Origin of the sequence: Streptomyces sp. NK15101, assembly GCF_020400725.1 — a bacterium.
Taxonomy (GTDB): Bacteria; Actinomycetota; Actinomycetes; order Streptomycetales; family Streptomycetaceae; genus Streptomyces.
In genome coordinates, this window is sequence record NZ_JAINVG010000061.1 from 12,804 (window position 1) to 32,142 (window position 19,339).

Genomic DNA, 19,339 nt, shown 5'->3' on the forward strand with positions numbered 1-19,339 from the left:
CTGCCTTGGTTCACCGCTTTTCTGCGGTGTTCCCCGGCAACGACGTAAACAATACCTGATCCCCGGGGGTGCTTCGCCACCCGATTGATCAGCGGTTCGGCCCGCGGCTCACCCCCTAGGCTTCTGGGGTACCCCACAGCACCCGAGCAAGGAGCCACGAGTCATGGCCGACTCCAGTTTCGACATCGTCTCCAAGGTCGATCGGCAGGAGGTCGACAACGCCCTCAACCAGGCCGTGAAGGAGATCTCGCAGCGCTACGACTTCAAGGGGACCAACGCCTCGATCTCCTGGTCGGGCGAGAAGATCCTGATGCAGGCGAACGGCGAGGAGCGCGTCAAGGCGATCCTCGACATCTTCCAGTCCAAGCTGATCAAGCGGGGCATCTCGCTGAAGTCGCTGGACGTCGAGGGCGAGCCGCAGCTGTCCGGCAAGGAGTACAAGCTCTTCGCCTCCGTCCAGGAGGGCATCTCGCAGGAGAACGCCAAGAAGGTCGCGAAGACCATCCGCGACGAGGGCCCCAAGGGCGTCAAGGCGCAGGTCCAGGGCGACGAGCTGCGGGTCAGCTCGAAGAGCCGGGACGACCTGCAGGCCGTGCAGGCGCTGCTCAAGGGCAAGGACTTCGACTTCGCGATCCAGTTCGTGAACTACCGCTGACCCCGTAGCGGGTCATGAGGGTCGTGTCCGAAAACCGCCAGCCCGGGGCTGGGCGGCCCCCGCACACTGGGTCTCCGGAAGACCCGTGCGGGGAGAGGAACCAGTCATGACCGTGTACGCGTACGTGGACGGCCCCCTGGGCGAGATGCTGCTCGTCGGGCAGCTCGCCGAAGGGGGCCGGGCCGTGCTGCGCTCGCTGTCCCTGCCGGGGCAGAAGGGCGCCGTCGGGGTCGAGGACGGCTGGACGCCCGCACCCGAGGCGTTCGTCGAGGCCGCCGGGCAGCTGGGCGAGTACTTCGCCGGCCGCCGCGACCGCTTCGACCTGCCGCTCGCCGACGACGCCGGGACCGAGTTCCAGCGGCGCGTCTGGCGGGCCCTGGAGGAGATCCCGTACGGGACCACCGTCTCGTACGGGGAGATCGCCCGGCGGGTCGGTTCGCCCGGCGCCGGGGTACGGGCCGTGGGCACCGCCATCGGACGCAATCCGCTGCTCGTGGTGCGGCCCTGTCACCGGGTGATCGGCGCCGACGGAAGCCTGCGCGGGTACGCCGCCGGCCTTGAGCGGAAAGAACGGCTCCTCGGGCTCGAAGGCGCCCTCGTGTGAGCGAGGGGCTCTTCCCCCGCGAGCGGGCCACGGTGGCGCCCGGGGCGGTGCACGTGCCCGCGTGGCTGCCGTTCGCGCGACAGCGGGAGCTGGTGGACGCCTGCCGGGAGTGGGGGCGCGGGCCCGTCCCGTACCGGCACACCGTGCTGCCCGGCGGCGGCGTGATGTCGGTGCGCTCGCTGGCCCTGGGCCGCCAGTGGGTGCCCTACCGCTACCTCGACGCGGTCGGGGCCGAACTGCCGGACTGGCTGGTCGCACTGGGCCGGGACGCGCTCGTCGAGGCGTACGGCGACCACGGCGGCTTCGCCCCCGACACCGCGCTCGTGAACTTCTACGCGCCCGGCGCGCGGATGGGCATGCACCAGGACCGGGAGGAGCGCTCCCCGGCGCCGGTGGTGTCGCTGAGCCTCGGGGACCGGTGCGTGTTCCGCTTCGGGAACGAGGAGAACCGCGGCCGGCCGTATCGGGACGTCGAGCTGCTCTCCGGGGACCTCTTCGTCTTCGGCGGGGCTTCGCGCTGGGTTCACCACGGCGTCCCCAAGGTGTTCCCGGGGACGGCCGAGCCGGCGCTCGGACTGACGGGTCGGCTGAACATCACGCTCAGGGAGACCGGCCTCAGCGTTTAATGTGCGGGGCATGACACCGGAACTGCGCCGCTCCCTGGGCCTCTTCGACGCGGTCGTGATCGGCCTCGGTTCGATGATCGGAGCGGGGATCTTCGTCGCGCTCGGTCCCGCCGCGGACGCCGCCGGCTCCGGGGCCGGGCTGCTCTGGGCGCTCGGACTCGCCGCCGTCGTCGCCTACTGCAACGCCATGGCCTCGGCGCGGCTCGCCGCCCTCTACCCGGCCTCCGGCGGTACGTACGTGTACGGTCGCGAACGCCTCGGTTCGTTCTGGGGGTACCTGGCCGGCTGGGCGTTCGTCGCCGGCAAGACGGCCTCGTGCGCGGCGATGGCGCTCACCGTCGGGGCGTACGCCTGGCCGGAGCACGCCCACGCGGTGGCGGTCGCCGCCGTCGTGGCCCTGACCGCCGTCAACTACGGGGGAGTTCAGAAGTCGGCGCTCCTCACCCGGATGATCGTGGCGCTCGTCCTCGCCGTGCTCGCGTGCGTGGTCACGGTGTCCCTGGGAGCCGGCGGGGAGGGACTCGCGGCCCCCGGCGGGGAGCTCACCACCGGCGGGGTCCTCCAGGCCGCGGGTTTGCTCTTCTTCGCATTCGCGGGGTACGCGCGGATCGCCACGCTCGGCGAGGAGGTCCGCGACCCGGCCCGCACCATCCCCCGGGCGGTGCCCCTCGCCCTCGGCATCGCACTCGCCGTCTACGCGCTCGTCGCGGTCGGCGTCCTCACCGTCCTCGGCCCCTCCGCCCTCGCCGACTCCCCCGCGCCCCTCGCCGACGCGGCCCGCGCGGCGGACGCCGGATGGCTGGTGCCGCTCGTCACCGTCGGCGCGGCCGTCGCCGCCCTGGGTTCGCTGCTCTCGCTGATCCTCGGGGTGTCCCGTACGACCCTGGCGATGGCCCGCGACGCGTACCTGCCGACGGCCCTCGCCGCCGTGCACCCGCGCTTCCAGGTGCCGCACCGGGCGGAGCTCGCGGTGGGCGCGGTGGTGGCCGTGGTGGCGGCGACCGTGGACGTGCGGGGCGCGATCGGCTTCTCGTCGTTCGGCGTCCTCGTCTACTACGGGATCGCGAACGCCTCCGCCTGGACCCTCGGCGGCCGCAACCGCCACCTGGCCGCGCTCGGCCTCGCCGGCTGCGGAGCCCTGGCCTTCGCCCTCCCCGTCGGCTCCGTCCTGGCGGGCTCGGGGGTCGTGGCGGCGGGTGTGGTGGCGTGGGCGATCAGCCGGGGGCGCGCGGTGCCGCCGCGCGGGTGAAGTTCGCCGCCACAGCCAGCCGCTCCGCGCCCGCGCCCCCGTTGTGGGCACTCGCTCCGCCGGGCCGGCGCCCGCGCCCGTGTGGGCAGTCGTCCCGCTGGGGCAAGGGGATCCCCCTGCTCCAGCGGGACGACTGCCCACACGGGCGCGGGCGGGGGCGGGGGCACCGGCCTGGCGGGCGCGGGCCACACGGGCGGGGCCGCCGGCCCGGCGGTGGAGGCGCGGCGCGTCAGTGGCCCGTGTAGCCGTACGGCTGGTCCGTCGGGACGATCTCCTTGCCCAGCGGCAACAGCGACACCGGGATCATCTTGAAGTTCGCGAGGCCCAGCGGGATGCCGATGATCGTGATGCACAGCGCGATCCCGGTGGTGATGTGACCGAGCGCGAGCCACCACCCCGCGAGGATCAGCCACAGCACGTTGCCGACGCAGGACGGCGCGCCCGCGTCGCGCCGGTCGACGACCGTGTGGCCGAAGGGCCAGAGCGCGTAGAGGCCGATGCGGAAAGCAGCCAGCCCGAAGGGGATGCCGATGATGGTGACGCAGAGCAGGACGCCCGCGGCGATGTAGCCCAGGAACATCCAGAACCCGCACAGGACCAGCCATATGACGTTGAGGATCGTCTTCACGGGCGTCGACCTGCCATCTGTTCGAGCCGGGCGATCCGCTCGGCCATCGGCGGATGCGTGGAGAACATCTTGGAGAGGCCCTGTCCGGGCCGGAAGGGGTTCGCGATCATCATGTGGCTCGCGGTCTCGATCCTCGGCTCGGGCGGCAGCGGCAGCTGCTTGGTGCCCGCCTCAAGCTTCCTGAGGGCGCCGGCGAGGGCGAGCGGGTCCCCGGTGAGCTGGGCGCCGGAGGCGTCGGCCTCGTACTCGCGGGAGCGGGAGATGGCGAGCTGGATGACCGAGGCGGCGATCGGACCGAGGATGAGGACCAGCAGGTAGCCGAGGATGCCGGGGCCGTCGTCGTCGTCGGAGCGGCCGACCGGGATCAGCCAGGCGAAGTTGACCAGGAACATGATCACGGAGGCGAGCGCTCCGGCGACCGAGGAGATGAGGATGTCCCGGTTGTAGACGTGGCTCAGCTCGTGTCCGATGACCCCGCGGAGCTCGCGCTCGTCGAGGATCGCGAGGATCCCCTCGGTGCAGCAGACGGCGGCGTTGCGCGGGTTGCGGCCGGTCGCGAAGGCGTTGGGCGCCTGCGTCGGCGAGATGTAGAGCCGGGGCATGGGCTGGCGCGCCTGCGTGGAGAGCTCGCGCACCATCTTGTAGAGCGCGGGGGCCTCGAACTCGCTCACCGGGCGGGCGCGCATGGCCCGCAGCGCCAGCTTGTCGCTGTTCCAGTACGCGTACGCGTTGGTGCCGAGCGCCACGAGCAGCGCGACGATCAGCCCCGTACGCCCGAAGAAGCTGCCGATGACGATGATGAGGGCCGAGAGCCCTCCGAGGAGGACGGCGGTCCTCAGCCCGTTGTGCCGGCGGTGCACGGTACGCCCTCCAGGTGGTGCGGCAGGGGAACCCTTTTTCTCGTGGTGGTCCTCTCCCGGAATTCGTCCGGGGGACCTCCATGTCCAGTGGACCCTTCCGTACTGGTCAACGCCAGGCGGGAGGCTCGGGTTCCCCGGCTCGCACGGGGTGCCGTGTGGGCCGTACGGGTGAGCGGCCGGTTTCTAGCGGGCGGCGGGGATCTTCTCCAGGCCGAGGGCGACGGGCTCGACCTCGCTGGTGCAGTGGGCGCAGCGGGAGGCGATCGCCGGGATCTCGGTGAAGCAGCGGGGGCAGTCGCGCTTCTCCGACTTCGGGTCCTTCGCCTCCTCCTTGGCGAACTTCTCCTGGATCTTCGTCATGGGGACGACGATGAGGAAGTAGAGGACCGCGGCGGTGATGACGAACGCTATGGCGGCGGCGATCGCCAGACCGTAGGGGAAGTCGGTCTTGCCGATGGTGAACTTGGCCTCGCTGAAGTCGCCGACGGAGCCGGTCGCCAGACCGATGAGCGGGGTGATGAACGCCTTGCTGAAGCCGGTGACGACGGCCGTGAAGGCCGAGCCGACGGCCAGGCCGATGGCCATGGAGACGACGTTCCCGCGAAGTATGAAGTCCTTGAATCCGTTCAGCACGGGGTGTCGTTCCTCGGTCTCTCTGCGTGGGGGGGCGGGGCGTGGGGTCAGAACAGGGCCGTCGCCGCGAAGCGGAGAACGAACTGCGGGTAGCCCGACAGCACGACTCCGATGGCGGCGGTCAGCACGATCGCCAGGGTGAGCGGCGCGGGGGCCCTGTGCGCGACGGGGGCGCCCTCCGGCGCGCGGAAGAGCAGGGCCGTCCAGCGCAGGTAGTAGTAGAGCGCGATCACGACGTTGACGCCCATGATCACGGCCAGCCACCCGAGGCCCGCGTCGACGGCCGCCGAGAAGACGGTCACCTTGGCGAAGAGGCCGATGATACCCGGAGGCAAACCGGCCAGATTCAGGAGGAAGAACCCGAGCGCGAGGGCCGCCGCGGGGCTGGCGGCGTACAGGCCCCGGTAGTCCGCGATCCGGTTCTCGGGGTGGGCGCGGGCGACGAGCGCGACGACCGCGAAGGCGCCGAGGTTCACGACGGCGTACATGAGGGCGTACGCGACGGTGGCGCCGATCTGGTCGTCGCCGGAGTACGCGGCGGCCGCGACCGGCACCAGGAGGTAGCCGGCCTGGGCGACGGAGGACCAGGCGAGGAGCCGCACCGCGCTCCACGCGCGCGTGGAGACCTGGCGGAGGGCGGCGACGTTGCCGGCGGTCATGGTGAGCGCGGCGAGGACGGCGAGCGCCGGGCCCCACACGTCCGCGTACGACGGGAAGGCGACGACGGTCACCAGGATCAGGCCGGTGAAGCCGACGGCCTTGCCGACGACGGAGAGGTAGGCGGCGATGGGCAGCGGGGCGCCGACGTAGGTGTCGGGCACCCAGAAGTGGAAGGGGACGGCGGCCGTCTTGAAGGCGAAGCCGACGAGGGTGAGGGCGACGCCGGCCTCGGCGAGGGTCTGGAGCTGTCCGGGGACGTCGTCGAGGCGCTGGGCGACCTCCGTGAGGTGGAGGGTGCCGGTCGCCGCGTACACGAAGCTGACGCCCAGCAGGGTGACGGCGGTGGCGGTGACGGAGGAGAGGAAGAACTTGAGCGCGGCCTCGCCGGACATGCGGTCGCCGCGCTTGAGGCCGACGAGCGCGAACGCGGGCAGCGAGGCCACCTCCAGGGCGACCACGAGGGTCGCCAGGTCGCGGGAGGCGGGCAGCAGCGCCGCGCCGGCGGCGGAGGAGAGCAGCAGGAACCAGAACTCGCCGGCCGGGAGCTTCTCGCGGGTCGCGTCCAGGGAGAGGAGCGCGGTGAGCAGCGCGCCGGCGAGGACGAGCAGCTGGATGACGAGGGTGAAGTGGTCGGCGGTGTAGCTGCACGCCCCGGACCGGGTGGCGGCGGTGAGACAGAAGGTCTCGCGGTCGCCGGACCGCAGCGGCAGGAGGAGGGCGAGGGCGGCGGTGAGGCCGCCGATCGCGGTCCAGCCGAGGAGCTGCTTGCGCTCGTCGGGGACGAAGAGGTCGGCGACGAGGACGACGAGCGCGACCACGGCGGTGAGGGTGGGGGGCGCGATCGCCAGCCAGTCGACGGACTGGACGAGCGACTCGCCGGCGAGCGTCGTCACTGGGGTCATTGGGTGCCTCCCGCGAGGAGCTTCTGGACGGCCGGGTCGGTGAGGCCGAGGAGGACGGCGGGCCAGAGTCCGGCGAGGACGGTGAGGACGACGAGCGGGGTCCAGGCGGCGAACTCGTACCCCTGGACGTCGGCGATCGCCGTCTCCCCCGCGGGCCGCGGGCCGCCCATGCAGACGCGGCGGACGACCACGAGGAGGTAGGCGGCGGTGAGGAGGGTGCCGAAGGCGCCGATCGCCATGAAGGTGAGGAAGGCGGGGCGGCTGAGGCCCTCGGCCGGGGCGAAGGCGCCGAAGAGGGCCAGCATCTCGCCCCAGAAGCCGGCGAGGCCGGGCAGGCCGAGGGAGGCGACGGAGGCGAAGGCGAGGAGGGCGCCGAGGCGGGGGGCGCGGCCGTAGAGGGCGGCTCCGGTGACGCCGGCGAGGGTGTCGAGGTCGGCGGTGCCGTACCGGTCCTTGACGGCACCGACCAGGAAGAAGAGCAGGCCGGTGATGAGGCCGTGGGCGATGTTGGCGAAGAGGGCGCCGTTGACCCCGGTGGGGGTCATGGTGGCGATGCCGAGGAGCACGAAGCCCATGTGGCCGACGGAGGAGTACGCGATGAGGCGCTTGAGGTCGCCCTTGTTGCCGGGCTTCGCGAGGGCGAGGCAGGCGAGCGATCCGTAGATGATCCCGGCGACGGCGAAGGCGGCGAGGTACGGGGCGAAGGTCGCCATGCCGTCGGGGGTGATCGGCAGGACGATCCGGACGAAGCCGTACGTGCCCATCTTGAGCAGGACGCCGGCGAGGAGGACGGAGCCGACGGTCGGGGCGGCGGTGTGGGCGTCCGGGAGCCAGCTGTGCAGCGGCCACATCGGGGTCTTCACGGCGAGCCCGAGGCCGATCGCGAGAACGGCGATGACCTGCACCGACGTGGTCAGTCCGCGGCCGTTGTCGGTGGCGAGTGCCACCATGTCGAACGTGCCCGCCTTCACGCCGATGAGGAGCAGGCCGAGCAGCATGACGACGGAGCCGAGCAGCGTGTAGAGGATGAACTTCCAGGCGGCGGCCTGCCTGCCCTCGCCGCCCCAGCGGGCGATGAGGAAGTACATCGGGATGAGGACCATCTCGAAGGCCAGGAAGAACAGGACGAGGTCGAGGACGGCGAAGGTGGCGAGGGTGCCGGACTCCAGGACGAGCAGGAGCGCGACGAAGGCCTTGGGGGAGGGCCCCGCCGGCATCTTGAAGTAGCTGTACAGCGCGCAGAGGAAGGTCAGCAGCGCGGTCAGGACCAGGAGGGGGAGGGAGATGCCGTCGACACCGAGGTGGATGCGCACGTCGAGTGCCCTGATCCAGCTGATGTCCGTCGTGGCCTGCATCTTCGACGGGTGGTCGTGGTCGAAGCCGAGCGCGAGGACGAGCGCGGCCAGCAGGATGACGCCGGTGACGGTGACGCCGTGGCGGAGCACGGCCTGGTCGGGTGACTTCCCCTTCAGTCCGGGCGGGGCGGGCAGGAGGGCGGCGGCGGCGCCGGCCAGCGGGCCGACGACGATCAACGCGAGAAGGAACTGCATCACGGATTCGCTGATATCGATCACGGATCACGCTCCGGCGACGGCGTTGGCGAGGGCGACGGCGACGATCGCCAGGACGACGGAGCCGGCGAGCAGGGCGCTCAGGTAGGTCTGCACGTTGCCGGTCTGGGCGCGGCGGACGAGCCAGCCGAGGCCCTTGGCGCTGTCCCCCGCGGCCCGTACGTAGGTGTCGACGACCTCGCGGTCCAGGAAGCGGACCAGGGAGGCGGCGGCGAGTACGGGGCGGACGAAGGCGGTCCGGTAGACGGCGTCCAGGTGGAAGCCGTCGGCGGCCGGTCCGTGCAGCGGTCCCAGGAGGGCGCGGCCGGGGTCGGCCGGGTCCTCGGCGGGGTGCGGCAGGTGCAGCGCCTCTGCCTCGACCTGACCCGCCTCGGCGTCCGGGTGCGCCACGTGCGGGACGGGGACCGGGGCGGGGGTGCGGGCCGCGAGGGTGCGCCAGACCGCGTAGGTGATCACGGCTCCGGCGGCGGCGAGGCCCGTGCCGAGGACGGCGGTGGTCAGGGTCGGGGTGAGGGCGTGCCCGTCGAACCAGTCGTCGAGGTAGGCGGCGGTCAGCCCGAAGCCCAGGGAGGGGATCGCGAGGACCCACAGGACGCTGGTCATGGCGATCGGCTGACGGCCGTGGTCGGGGGCTTCGGCGCCGCGGCCGCGGAAGGTCCGCAGCCAGAGCCGGAGCGCGTACGCGGCGGTCAGCAGGGCCGTGAGCAGTCCGGCGACGAGGACGGTCCAGCCGGCCCCGGCGGGGGCGACGTCCCGCTCGCCGAGGGCGGTGTGCTCGGCGGCCACGAGGACGGCTTCCTTGGAGAAGAAGCCGGCGAAGGGCGGGATCGCGGCGAGCGCGAGGAGGGCGACGGTCATCGTCCAGTACGCGTCGGGGATCCGCTTGGCGAGGCCGCTCATGCGGGACATCGCGGTGAGCGAGTTCGTGCCGGCGGCGTGGATGACCGCGCCGGCGGCGAGGAACAGCAGTGCCTTGAACGCGGCGTGCGAGAGGAGGTGGAAGACGGCGGCCCCGCGGTCGCCGACGGCGAGGGCCCCGGCCATGTAGCCGAGCTGTCCGATCGTCGAGTAGGCGAGGACCCGCTTGATGTCGTCCTGGGCGAGCGCGGCGAGCGCCGAGCCGACCATGGTGACCGCGGCCATCACGGCGAGCACGGTCATCGCGGCGGCGGAGGCGGCGAAGACCGGGAGGAGACGGGCCGTGAAGTAGATGCCGGCGGCGACCATCGTCGCCGCGTGGATGAGCGCGGAGACGGGGGTGGGGCCGGCCATGGCGTCCGGGAGCCAGGTGTGGAGCGGGAACTGCGCGGACTTGCCGGCGACACCGGCGAGCAGGAGCAGCGCGATCAGGGTGGGGTGGTCGAGGCCGCCGCCGGCGACGGCGCCGAGGACGCCCGTGATCCGGAACGTGCCCGCGTCGGCGGCGAGCGCGAAGAGACCGATGAGGAAGGGGACGTCACCCAGCTTGGTGACGAGGAAGGCCTTCAGGGAGGCGGACCGCGCCTCGGGGGTCTCCCAGTAGTGGCCGACGAGGAAGTACGAGCAGATGCCCATGATCTCCCAGCCGACCAGGAGCACCATCAGGTCGCCGGAGTAGACGACGAGCAGCATCGCGGAGGTGAAGAGGGAGACGAGCGCGGCGTACGAGGGGTAGCGCGGGTCCTCGCGGAGGTAGCCGGTCGAGTAGATCTGCACACAGGTGGCGACGACACCGACGAGGACGGCGACGAGCGCGGCGAAGCCGTCGATGTGGAGGGCCAGGTCGACGGGGACCGAGCCGGTCGGGGTGAGCTGGGTGGCGGCGTCGATCGCCTTGCCCCCGCCCTGGCGGGCGGCGACGAGGACGGCCAGGACGGCGGCGGCGAGCGTCGGCAGCACGGCCAGCGGGCGGACGAAGCCGGGCGCGGCGCGGCCGAGGAGGAGCCCGGCGGCGGAGCCGAGGAAGGGGAGGAGGGGGACGAGGACGGCGAGGGTGGTCGTGGTCACGCGGCGGCCTCGGCCTTCTCCTCGGCGGACGGCTGTTCCTCGGCGGACGGCTGTTCCTTGGTGTCGCGCAGGCGGTCGACGTCCGAGGTGCCGCGGTTGCGGTGGACCATCAGGACGATGGCGAGACCGATGCCGATCTCCGCGGCGGCGACGGCGATGGTGAAGAGGGTGAGCGCCTGGCCGGCGTGGAGGGTGTCGCGGAGCCAGACGTCGAAGGCGACCAGGTTGAGGTTGACGGCGTTGAGCATGAGCTCGACGGACATCAGGACCAGGATCGCGTTGCGGCGGGCGAGGACGCCGTAGAGGCCGACGGCGAAGAGGAGGGCGGCGAGGACGGCCGGGTAGGCGAGGTGCATCAGCGCTCGTCCTCCTTCTTCTTCCGCGACAGGACGATGGCGCCGACCAGGGCGGCGAGGAGCAGCACCGACAGCGCCTCGAAGGGCAGCACCCAGTGTCGGAAGAGGATCTGGCCGGTCACGTCCGTGGAGCCCTGGGCGGGCCCGTCCAGATCGATCCAGGTCGTGCGGAACGCGTCGACGACGACCCAGACGAGGGCGGCCGCCGCGGCCAGGGCGACGGCGAGGGCGACCGGCCGGTTGCCCGAGTCGGCGTCCGGGGAGCGGCCGATGGGGGCCTTGGTGAGCATGAGACCGAAGAGGAGGAGGACGACGACGGAGCCGACGTAGATCAGGACCTGGACCCAGGCGATGAACTCGGCGGTCAGGAGCAGGTACTCGACGGCCAGCCCGCCGAGCGCCACGACCAGCCAGAGGGCGGCGTGCACCAGCTGGCGGGTGGTGACGGTGACGAGGGCGGCGCCGAGGGTGGCGAGGCCGACGAGGACGAAGGCGACCTCGACGCCGGTGGGCGAGAGGAAGCCGTGGGCCTCGGCCGCGGTGGCGGCTGCTGCGGTGAGGTTCACTGCTGGTCCTCCGTGGCCGCCGCCTGGGCGGCGGCCTTCTCCGCCGCCTTGCGGGCCGCGGCGACCTCCTTCGGCTCCTCCGCGCGCGGGTCGAGCGCGGGCGGCTCGGGGACCGTCCACATCCACTCACGGAGCTTGTCCCGCTCGTGGGTGAGCTCGTGGATGTCGGTCTCCGCGTACTCGAACTCGGGCGACCAGAACAGCGCGTCGAAGGGGCAGACCTCGATGCAGATGCCGCAGTACATGCAGAGCGAGAAGTCGATGGCGAAGCGGTCGAGGACGTTCCGGCTGCGCTCGCGGCCGCCGGGGGCGGCGGGGGGCACCGTCTCCTTGTGGGAGTCGATGTAGATGCACCAGTCGGGGCACTCACGGGCGCAGAGCATGCAGACCGTGCAGTTCTCCTCGAACAGGCCGATGACCCCGCGGGTGCGGGGCGGCAGCTCGGGCTGCACGTCCGGGTACTGCGCGGTGACGGTCTTGCGCGTCATCGTGCGGAGCGTGACGGCGAGGCCCTTGGCGAGGCCGGAGCCGGGGAACGAACGGGGCCGCCCGGAGGGTGTCGACGAGGGGCGGGGGTCGGGAGACGCGGTGGGCATTACTGGATCGCCACCTTCACGATGCCGGTGAGCGCGATCTGCGCCAGGGCGAGCGGGACGAGCGTCGTCCAGGCCAGCTTCTGCAGCTGGTCCTCGCGGAGCCGCGGGTAGGAGACCCGCAGCCAGATCACGAGGAACGCGAGCACGGCCGTCTTGAGGAGGGTCCAGACCCAGCCGAGGCCGTCGGCGCCGAAGGGGCCGTGCCAGCCGCCGAGGAAGAGGACGGTGGTGAGACCGCAGAGGACGACGATGCCCGCGTACTCGGCGAGCAGGAAGAGCGCGAAGCGGAGGCCGGTGTACTCGGTGTACGCGCCGAAGATGATCTCCGAGTCGGCGACGGGCATGTCGAACGGCGGGCGCTGCAGCTCGGCGAGCCCGGCGGTGAAGAACACCAGCGCGCCGACGATCTGCCAGGGCACCCACCACCACTCGAAGGCGTTCAGGACGCCCGGGAGCGAGACGGTGCCGGCCGCCATCGCGACGGACGCGGCGGCGAGCAGCATCGGCAGCTCGTACGCGAGGAGCTGGGCGGCCGTGCGCAGGCCGCCGAGCAGCGAGAACTTGTTCGCCGAGGCCCAGCCGGCCATCAGGCTGCCGAGGACGCCGACGCCCATGACGGCGAGCACGAAGAAGACTCCCGCGTCGACGACCTGGCCGACCGCGCCCTCGCCCGGGCCGATCGGGATCGCGAGGAGGACGAGGAGGTACGGGAGGAGGGCGACGGCCGGCGCGAGCTGGAAGATCCGCCGGTCCGCGTTCTCCGGGACCACGTCCTCCTTCTGCGCGAACTTCACGCCGTCGGCGACGAGCTGGGCCCAGCCGTGGAAGCCGCCCGCGTACATGGGGCCGAGACGGCCCTGCATGTGGGCCATGACCTTGTGCTCGGTCTGCCCGACGACGAGCGGCAGCACGAGGAAGCACACGAAGACGACGATCAGCCGGAGGGCGACGTCGAGTACGTCGTTCACGCGGGATCGCCTCCGGCGGGGTCGTTGGGGGTGTCGGTGCCACGGTCCCGCCCGGCGGGCGGCTCGTGGGTGCGGTCTTCGTCCGCACCGGCGGCGCGGGCGCCTTCCGGCCCGGGGGCCGGGGTGGCGGCCGGGGCCTGGCCCTCGGGCTCGGAGGCCGGGGTGCTTGGCGCGGCCGGGGCCTCGGGTTCGGGGGCGGGGGCTTCCGGCTCCGGGGCAGGAGCGCCTTCCGCGGCGGGAGCCTCGGGCCCGGGGGCCGGGGCGGCCGCCGGAGCGGGGGCTTCCGGTCCGGGGGGCGGGGCGACCGGCGCGGCCGGGGCCTCGGGCTCGGGAGTCGGGGTTTCCGTTGCGGGGGCCGCGGACGGGGTTTCCGTTGCCGGGGTCGCGGACGGGGTTTCCGTTGCCGGGGTCGCGGCCGTGGGTGCCGGGGTCGCGGCCGTGGGCTCCTTGGGGGCCGGGGGCTGCGTCTCGTCGTCGAAGGCCGGGCGGGCGTGGTGCCACGGGGCGTCCGAGCTGCGGGTACGCGGAGCGGCGGCCGCCGCGCTGGGCGCGGGGCCGGTCGTGTCCGGGGCCGTCCGGCCGCCGGTCTCCGGCGCCGTCTGGCTCGCCGAGCCGTCCGCGGCCGAACGGGAGCGGCGCGGCGGGCGGGCCGCCGGGGCGTCCGGCGCGGCATCCGGTTCTGCCGCCGCAGCCGCCGCCTGGCTCGCGGAACCTTCGGCCGCCGAGCGGGAACGGCGGACCGGAGCGCCCGGCTCCGCGGCCGCCTGGCTCGCCGAGCCCTCCGACGCCGAGCGGGAGCGGCGGACCGGAGCGGCGGGCTCCGCCTGGCTCGCCGAGCCCTCCGTGGCCGTGCGGGTCCGGCGGACCGGGCGGTCGCCGGCCGCCGCGCGGGCGGGGCGGGCGGGGGCCGGCGGGAGCTGGCCCTTCAGGGGGCCCCATTCATTGGGGTCCGGGACGCCCGGAGGAAGCATCTGGCGGCGCTTGGGGCCGCCGCCGTCGTGCGACTCGCCCGGCTCCTTCGCGCCCGGCCACGCCTTGGCGACCCGGGCCGCCAGGACGAAGTCCTTGCGCAGGGGATGGCCCTCGAAGTTCTCGGGGAGGAGGAGGGGGACGAGGTGCGGGTGGCCCTCGAAGGTCACGCCGAACATCTCGTGCGTCTCGCGCTCGTGCCAGCCCGCGCCCGCGTACACCCCGATCGCCGTGGGGAGGGCGGGGGCCTCGTGCGGGACCGTCGTGCGCAGCAGGAGGCGCTTCGGAGCCCCCTCCCCCAGCGCCACCACGTGCGCGCAGACGCGGAAGCCCGTGCCCGGCTCGTCCACGGCGCTCAGCCAGTCGAAGTACGTGCAGCCGAGGGTGTCCCTGGCGGTCTCGAGCGCCGTGAGCCAGGCCGACGGCGGGACGTCGACCGTCAGCAGGTCGTACGCCCGCTCCGCCGTCGCCTCCTCGCCGAAGACCTCCGTCACGGCGTCGGGAAGGGAGTCGTAGCCGTTCACCGGGCGCCTCCCGGCGGCGGGACCAGGGGGCTCGTCAGCTGGGAGACCGTGGCGGCGGTCGCGTACCGCTCGGCCAGGCTCTCCCGGGCGATCTTCTCCTGGAGCTTGAGGATGCCCTGGAGCAGCGCTTCCGGGCGCGGCGGGCAGCCCGGCACGTAGACGTCCACCGGGATGATCTGGTCGACGCCCTTGGTGACGGAGTACGAGTCCCAGTACGGGCCGCCGCAGTTCGAGCAGGCGCCGAAGGAGATGACGTACTTCGGCTCCGGCATCTGCTCGTACAGGCGCTTCACCGCAGGCGCCATCTTGTCCGTCACCGTGCCCGAGACGATCATCAGGTCGGCCTGGCGCGGCCCCGGCGCGAAGGGGATCACGCCGAGCCGGATGAAGTCGTGCCGGGCCATGGACGCGGCGATGAACTCGATCGCGCAGCAGGCGAGGCCGAAGTTGAAGACCCACAGGCTGTAGCGGCGGCCCCAGTTCAGGACCACCTTCATCGGCTCGGGGGCCAGGCGGGCGAGCGGCCCCAGCTTGGGAGCGGGCAGGGGTGTTACGTCCATGCCAGGACGCCCTTCTTGTACGCGTAGAGCAGCCCCACGGCCAGGAAGCCGAGGAAGACGAACATCTCGACCAGGGTCGTGGCGCCGTATCCGGGCGCGGCGAAGACCGTCGCCCAGGGGAAGAGGAAGATCGAGTCGACGGCGAAGATGACGTAGAGGAAGGCGTACACGTAGTAGCGGACCTGGGTGTGGGCCCAGCCCTCCCCGACGGGGTCGACACCGCACTCGTAGGTGAGGAGCTTCTCGGGCGTCGGCACGACGGGCCTGAGCAGCCGGTTGGCCGAGAAGGCCACGGCCACGAAGAGCACGCCGACGACGGCGAGCACGCCGACGACGGAGTACGTCTGGAAGTAGTCCGCCGCGTCGGCCGCGACAACGGTCGGTTCCCGCACGTCCGCCCCTCGGTCTCGGTGTCTCATGAGTCACTTCTGTACGGACGCGAGTCTAGGCCCTGCTAAAGGGACCGTAAGCAGGCGCGGGTGCCTTCGTGGGTGCCCCACCGGTAGCTTCGCGGTTGCCTCGTCAGTAGCTTCTCCGGTGTCCCGCGGGTGGCTTCGGGGGTGCCTCCGCCAGTGGGGATATCCCCCCTTCCGCTCACCCACCTCCCCCATGGCGTCGCACCGTCCCCGACCGGCAGGCTGGGGACCATGAGCGCCGATCTTGATTCAGCCGAGTCCTCGGGGGCCGTCGAAGCCCCTCGTCCGCCGCTGCGGCTCGCCTACGGGAAGGAGACCTGGAAGGAGATCTCCTTCCTCCTCTCCAACCTCTTCACGGCACTGGCCGGTTTCGTCTACGCGGTCGTGACCGTCGCGGTCGGCGTGGGTCTCTCCGTCACCGTGATCGGGCTGCCGCTGCTCGCCCTCGGCCTCGGCGGCGCCCGCCTCATCGGCCGGTCGGAACGGGCGCGGGCCCGCGCACTGCTCGGCGTGAAGATCGCCGAGCCCTCGCCGCTGCCCCGGCCCCGCGGCTTCTTCGGCTGGCTGTGGGCCTCGCTGAAGGACCCGGTGGCCTGGCGGACCCAGCTGTACGGGCTGATCCGGCTGCCCTGGGGGATCGTGACGTTCACCGTCGCGCTGGTCTCGCTCTTCGTCCTCTGGCCCGTCCTGCCCTTCCTGGCCCGCGGCCTGGCCCACGGCGACCGGGGCATGGTCCGGGGGCTGCTCTCGCCCTCAGACGAGCTGGAGCGGCGGATCGCCGAGCTGGAGTCGGACCGGGGCGTCGTCGTCGACACCGCCGCCGCCGACCTGCGGCGCATCGAGCGCGACCTGCACGACGGCGCGCAGGCCCGGCTCGTGGCGCTCGCGATGGGGCTCGGCCTCGCGAAGGAGAAGCTGCTCGAAGACCCGGAGGCCGCGGCGGCGATGGTCGACGAGGCGCACGGCGAGGTGAAGCTCGCCCTCCAGGAGCTGCGGGACCTCGCCCGGGGCATCCACCCGGCGGTCCTCACCGACCGGGGACTGGGCGCCGCGCTCTCCTCCGTCTCCGCGCGCTGCACGGTGCCGGTGAAGGTGAACGTGGACCTGGCCGACCGGCCGGCCGAGGCGATCGAGGGCATCGCGTACTTCACGGTGTCCGAGCTGCTCCAGAACGTCTCCAAGCACGCGCGCGCCCGGTCCGCCTCCGTGGACGTCTGGCGGGCCGGGGACCGGCTGCTGCTCCAGGTGCGCGACGACGGGACCGGCGGGGCCCGCCTCGACGGCGGTACGGGGCTCGCCGGGCTCGCGGAGCGGCTCGGCGCGGTCGACGGGCTGCTCGTCCTCGACTCCCCCGAGGGCGGCCCGACGACGGTCACGGCGGAGCTGCCGTGGCGCTCCCGGCCGGGGGCGTGAGCCGCCCCGCGGCGCCCGGGTTCCGGTAGCTCCCGGGTAGGGAAAACCCCCGCCCGCAGACGCCCACCCGCCTCATGGTCCGGCGGGGCGCGGGACGGAACCCTGGAACGCGTACCGCCCGCCCCTCCGAAGCAGGACCGCCGGGCAGGGCCTCCGAGCAGGACCCCCGAGCAGAGCTTCCGAGCAGAGAAGGAACACCGCGATGGCCTCCCACCCGCTCCCCGCCGCGATCCGCGCGCCGTTCGAGGCCCGCACCTGGCGCGCCTTCGGCTACGTGCTGATCGGCCTGCCGCTGAGCATCTGCTGGTTCGCGCTCTCCATCGCCTTCGCCTCGGCCGGCGCGGGGCTGCTCATCACCTTCCTCGGCGTGCCGGTCCTGGCCGGGACGCTCGCGATGTGCCGGGGCTTCGGCGCGGTCGAGCGGGCCCGGGCGCGCGGGCTGCTCGGCCTCGACGTGGCGGCGCCGGAGCCGGTGCGCGGGCGGACCGGCGGGGCGTTCTCGTGGATGGGGGCCATGCTGAAGAGCGGCGCGTCGTGGCGGCACCTGCTGTACGCGGTCCTGCACATGCCGTGGGCGGTGTTCTCCTTCTCGGTCACGGTGACGCTGTGGGCCTGGGGCTGGAGCCTCTTCACGTATCCGCTGTGGCAGTGGGTCTTCCCCACGTGGGTGGGGCAGGACGGGATCCAGCTGTACGGCGACCGGACCCACGCCCTCTACCTCGACGCGCCCTTCGAACTGGCCGTGACCAGCCTGATCGGGCTCGTGTTCGTCCTCGTCGGGCCGTGGGTGCTGCGCGGGCTCGTCTCCGTCGACCGGCTCCTCGTCTCCGGGCTCCTCGGCCCGTCCCGGCTGGCCTCGCGCGTCACGGAGCTGGAGTCGGACCGGGGCGTCGTCGTCGACACCGCCGCCGCCGACCTGCGGCGCATCGAGCGCGACCTGCACGACGGCGCGCAGGCCCGGCTCGCCGCGCTGGCCATGGACCTGGGGCTCGCCAAGGAGAAGCTGGCGCGGGACCCGCAGGCGGCGGCGGTGCTCGTCGACGAGGCGCACGGCGAGGTGAAGCTCGCCCTCCAGGAGCTGCGGGACCTCGCCCGGGGCATCCACCCTGCGGTCCTCACCGACCGGGGGCTCGACGCGGCGCTGTCCGCGGTCGCCTCCCGGTGCGCGGTCCCCGTCTCCGTGGACGTGGACCTGCCGGGACGGCCTGCGCCGGCGATCGAGGGCATCGCGTACTTCACCGTCTCCGAGCTCCTCCAGAACGTCTCCCGGCACTCGGGGGCGCGGCGGGCGTGGGTGGACGTGTGGCGCACGGAGGACCGGCTGATGCTGCAGGTGCGGGACGACGGGGAGGGCGGCGCGCGCGTGGAGGCCGGCGCGGGGCTCGCGGGGCTGTCGGAGCGGGTGGGGGCGGTGGACGGGGTGCTGGCGGTGGACTCGCCGGCCGGCGGCCCGACGACGGTGACGGCCGAACTGCCCTGGCGGCCGTAGCCCGGGCGGGGTCCGCGCCCCCGTTCCGCCGGGGCGGCGCCCACCCCGCACCCCCGTCGTGGGCGGTCCTTCGCCGGGGCGGTGCCCACCCCCGCCCCTCGCGCCCCCGTTGTGGGCGGTCGTTCCGCTGGGGCGGAACGGGTGGGCACACGGGTGGGGGCGGGGGCATCGCCCAGCAGGGCGCGGCGCACGCACGGGCGGGGGCACCGCTCCGCCGGGTGCGACGCCCGCACGGGCGGGAGCGCGGGCGGGGCCGGGGACACCCCCGTACGGGCCGGGCGCGGGTCGTGGGGATGCCATGCTGAAGGTCTCATCGGATGACCGGAGCATGGGGGCTGCAGGGCGTGAGCGTGCGAGAAGTGACGGGGCGGGTACGGGTGGTCATCGCCGAGGATTCCGTCCTGCTCAGGGAGGGACTGACCCGGCTCCTGACGGATCTGGGGCACGAGGTCGTCGCCGGGGTGGGGGACGGCGAGGCGTTGGTGAAGACGGTGGCGGGACTCGCGGACGAGGGCGCGCTGCCGGACGTGGTGGTGGCGGACGTGCGGATGCCCCCGACGCACACCGACGAGGGCGTGCGGGCGGCGGTGCGGCTGCGCAAGGAATATCCGGGGCTGGGGGTCCTGGTGCTGTCGCAGTACGTGGAGGAGCAGTACGCCACCGAACTTCTGGCCGGTTCCAGCCGGGGCGTGGGGTATCTCCTGAAGGACCGGGTCGCGGAGGTCCGGGAATTCGTGGACGCCGTCGTCCGGGTGGCCGGCGGCGGTACGGCGCTGGACCCCGAGGTCGTGCAGCAGCTGCTGGGCCGGAGCCGTCAGCAGGACGTGCTGGCGAACCTGACCCCGCGCGAGCGGGAGGTCCTCGGTCTGATGGCGGAGGGCCGGACGAACTCGGCGATCGCGAAGGCGCTGGTCGTCAGCGACGGCGCGGTGGAGAAGCACATCAGCAATATCTTTCTGAAGCTGGGCCTCTCCCCGAGTGACGGTGATCACCGCCGGGTACTCGCGGTGTTGACGTACCTGAAGTCCTGATTACCTGACGCCCCGTCAGATAACCTGGTCCCTGGCCCCAGGTCCAAAGAATGAGGCGGAATCCGACCTTCCGGAAC

20 protein-coding genes are annotated in these 19,339 nt (G+C 73.1%); 7 read left to right on the forward strand and 13 right to left on the reverse strand.

The annotated features are described in order from the left end of the window. Positions 1-163: 163 nt before the first annotated feature. The 4 genes from K7G60_RS27215 to K7G60_RS27230 all read left to right on the forward strand — a co-directional run bounded on the left by K7G60_RS27215 (position 164) and on the right by K7G60_RS27230 (position 3,134). Positions 164-655, forward strand: a complete 492-nt coding sequence (locus tag K7G60_RS27215; RefSeq protein WP_123454594.1) for a YajQ family cyclic di-GMP-binding protein — start codon at positions 164-166, stop codon at positions 653-655. Positions 656-761: 106 nt separating this feature from the next. Then, entirely contained in the window at positions 762-1,259 is a 498-nt protein-coding gene (locus K7G60_RS27220; protein ID WP_225803589.1) for a methylated-DNA--[protein]-cysteine S-methyltransferase, read from the forward strand. Beyond that, complete coding sequence (locus K7G60_RS27225; protein ID WP_225803590.1) at positions 1,256-1,885, forward strand: alpha-ketoglutarate-dependent dioxygenase AlkB; 630 nt, start codon at positions 1,256-1,258, stop codon at positions 1,883-1,885. Before K7G60_RS27220 ends, K7G60_RS27225 begins: the two co-directional genes overlap by 4 nt. Before the next feature lie 10 nt (positions 1,886-1,895). Further along, on the forward strand, positions 1,896-3,134 hold the full coding sequence (locus tag K7G60_RS27230; RefSeq protein ID WP_225803591.1) for an APC family permease: 1,239 nt from the start codon (positions 1,896-1,898) through the stop codon (positions 3,132-3,134). A 229-nt stretch (positions 3,135-3,363) separates the two neighbouring features. On the opposite strand, the gene K7G60_RS27235 is transcribed toward K7G60_RS27230, so the two are convergent. The 13 genes from K7G60_RS27235 to K7G60_RS27295 form a co-directional block, all read right to left on the reverse strand. Beyond that, positions 3,364-3,762: a YccF domain-containing protein gene (locus K7G60_RS27235; protein WP_225803592.1), complete on the reverse strand. Its 399-nt coding sequence runs from the start codon at positions 3,760-3,762 to the stop codon at positions 3,364-3,366. Then, positions 3,759-4,622 carry a zinc metalloprotease HtpX gene (htpX, locus tag K7G60_RS27240; protein ID WP_225803593.1) on the reverse strand — a complete coding sequence of 288 codons (864 nt, stop codon included), beginning with the start codon at positions 4,620-4,622 and terminating at the stop codon, positions 3,759-3,761. Before htpX ends, K7G60_RS27235 begins: the two co-directional genes overlap by 4 nt. Before the next feature lie 183 nt (positions 4,623-4,805). Beyond that, entirely contained in the window at positions 4,806-5,255 is a 450-nt protein-coding gene (mscL, locus tag K7G60_RS27245; RefSeq protein WP_225803594.1) for a large conductance mechanosensitive channel protein MscL, read from the reverse strand. Positions 5,256-5,302: 47 nt separating this feature from the next. Beyond that, positions 5,303-6,817: an NADH-quinone oxidoreductase subunit N gene (locus K7G60_RS27250; protein WP_225803595.1), complete on the reverse strand. Its 1,515-nt coding sequence runs from the start codon at positions 6,815-6,817 to the stop codon at positions 5,303-5,305. After that, positions 6,814-8,367 (reverse strand): NuoM family protein, encoded by a 1,554-nt coding sequence (locus tag K7G60_RS27255; protein ID WP_225803617.1) that lies wholly within the window; start codon positions 8,365-8,367, stop codon positions 6,814-6,816. The genes K7G60_RS27250 and K7G60_RS27255 overlap by 4 nt, the downstream gene beginning before the upstream one ends. 27 nt (positions 8,368-8,394) lie before the next feature. Continuing rightward, a complete protein-coding gene (locus K7G60_RS27260) occupies positions 8,395-10,374 on the reverse strand; it encodes an NADH-quinone oxidoreductase subunit L (protein ID WP_225803596.1) in 1,980 nt (659 codons plus the stop codon). Next, positions 10,371-10,730, reverse strand: a complete 360-nt coding sequence (gene nuoK / locus K7G60_RS27265) for an NADH-quinone oxidoreductase subunit NuoK (protein ID WP_225803597.1) — start codon at positions 10,728-10,730, stop codon at positions 10,371-10,373. The genes K7G60_RS27260 and nuoK overlap by 4 nt, the downstream gene beginning before the upstream one ends. Beyond that, entirely contained in the window at positions 10,730-11,296 is a 567-nt protein-coding gene (locus K7G60_RS27270; protein WP_225803598.1) for an NADH-quinone oxidoreductase subunit J, read from the reverse strand. Before K7G60_RS27270 ends, nuoK begins: the two co-directional genes overlap by 1 nt. Then, positions 11,293-11,784: a 4Fe-4S binding protein gene (locus K7G60_RS27275; protein WP_225803618.1), complete on the reverse strand. Its 492-nt coding sequence runs from the start codon at positions 11,782-11,784 to the stop codon at positions 11,293-11,295. Before K7G60_RS27275 ends, K7G60_RS27270 begins: the two co-directional genes overlap by 4 nt. Before the next feature lie 107 nt (positions 11,785-11,891). Beyond that, positions 11,892-12,860, reverse strand: coding sequence for a complex I subunit 1 family protein (locus tag K7G60_RS27280; protein WP_225803599.1), 969 nt, complete (start codon positions 12,858-12,860; stop codon positions 11,892-11,894). Then, positions 12,857-14,353, reverse strand: coding sequence for an NADH-quinone oxidoreductase subunit C (locus K7G60_RS27285; protein ID WP_225803600.1), 1,497 nt, complete (start codon positions 14,351-14,353; stop codon positions 12,857-12,859). Before K7G60_RS27285 ends, K7G60_RS27280 begins: the two co-directional genes overlap by 4 nt. After that, positions 14,350-14,913, reverse strand: coding sequence for an NADH-quinone oxidoreductase subunit B (locus tag K7G60_RS39260; protein ID WP_225803601.1), 564 nt, complete (start codon positions 14,911-14,913; stop codon positions 14,350-14,352). The genes K7G60_RS27285 and K7G60_RS39260 overlap by 4 nt, the downstream gene beginning before the upstream one ends. Beyond that, complete coding sequence (locus K7G60_RS27295) at positions 14,904-15,332, reverse strand: NADH-quinone oxidoreductase subunit A (RefSeq protein ID WP_123454568.1); 429 nt, start codon at positions 15,330-15,332, stop codon at positions 14,904-14,906. Before K7G60_RS27295 ends, K7G60_RS39260 begins: the two co-directional genes overlap by 10 nt. Before the next feature lie 228 nt (positions 15,333-15,560). Here K7G60_RS27295 and K7G60_RS27300 point away from each other — a divergent pair, with 228 nt between their 5' ends. From K7G60_RS27300 to K7G60_RS27310, 3 genes are all read left to right on the forward strand, one after another. Further along, a complete protein-coding gene (locus K7G60_RS27300; protein WP_225803602.1) occupies positions 15,561-16,742 on the forward strand; it encodes a sensor histidine kinase in 1,182 nt (393 codons plus the stop codon). A gap of 202 nt (positions 16,743-16,944) precedes the next feature. Continuing rightward, positions 16,945-18,231, forward strand: a complete 1,287-nt coding sequence (locus K7G60_RS27305) for a sensor histidine kinase (RefSeq protein ID WP_225803603.1) — start codon at positions 16,945-16,947, stop codon at positions 18,229-18,231. Between the two features lie 317 nt (positions 18,232-18,548). Continuing rightward, positions 18,549-19,262 (forward strand): response regulator transcription factor, encoded by a 714-nt coding sequence (locus K7G60_RS27310; protein ID WP_225803604.1) that lies wholly within the window; start codon positions 18,549-18,551, stop codon positions 19,260-19,262. The last annotated feature ends 77 nt before the right edge of the window (positions 19,263-19,339 follow it).

What these genes read in the sequence shown, in the direction of transcription:
- K7G60_RS27215 (WP_123454594.1), top strand. Translation starts at nt 164, where the DNA reads ATGGCCGACTCCAGTTTCGACATCGTCTCCAAGGTCGATCGGCAGGAG.
- K7G60_RS27220 (WP_225803589.1), top strand. Translation starts at nt 762, where the DNA reads ATGACCGTGTACGCGTACGTGGACGGCCCCCTGGGCGAGATGCTGCTC.
- K7G60_RS27230 (WP_225803591.1), top strand. Translation starts at nt 1,896, where the DNA reads ATGACACCGGAACTGCGCCGCTCCCTGGGCCTCTTCGACGCGGTCGTG.
- K7G60_RS27250 (WP_225803595.1), bottom strand. Translation starts at nt 6,817, where the DNA reads ATGACCCCAGTGACGACGCTCGCCGGCGAGTCGCTCGTCCAGTCCGTC.
- K7G60_RS27255 (WP_225803617.1), bottom strand. Translation starts at nt 8,367, where the DNA reads ATGCAGTTCCTTCTCGCGTTGATCGTCGTCGGCCCGCTGGCCGGCGCC.
- nuoK (WP_225803597.1), bottom strand. Translation starts at nt 10,730, where the DNA reads ATGCACCTCGCCTACCCGGCCGTCCTCGCCGCCCTCCTCTTCGCCGTC.
- K7G60_RS27275 (WP_225803618.1), bottom strand. Translation starts at nt 11,784, where the DNA reads ATGACGCGCAAGACCGTCACCGCGCAGTACCCGGACGTGCAGCCCGAG.
- K7G60_RS39260 (WP_225803601.1), bottom strand. Translation starts at nt 14,913, where the DNA reads ATGGACGTAACACCCCTGCCCGCTCCCAAGCTGGGGCCGCTCGCCCGC.
- K7G60_RS27295 (WP_123454568.1), bottom strand. Translation starts at nt 15,332, where the DNA reads ATGAGACACCGAGACCGAGGGGCGGACGTGCGGGAACCGACCGTTGTC.
- K7G60_RS27300 (WP_225803602.1), top strand. Translation starts at nt 15,561, where the DNA reads ATGAGCGCCGATCTTGATTCAGCCGAGTCCTCGGGGGCCGTCGAAGCC.
- K7G60_RS27305 (WP_225803603.1), top strand. Translation starts at nt 16,945, where the DNA reads ATGGCCTCCCACCCGCTCCCCGCCGCGATCCGCGCGCCGTTCGAGGCC.
- K7G60_RS27310 (WP_225803604.1), top strand. Translation starts at nt 18,549, where the DNA reads ATGACCGGAGCATGGGGGCTGCAGGGCGTGAGCGTGCGAGAAGTGACG.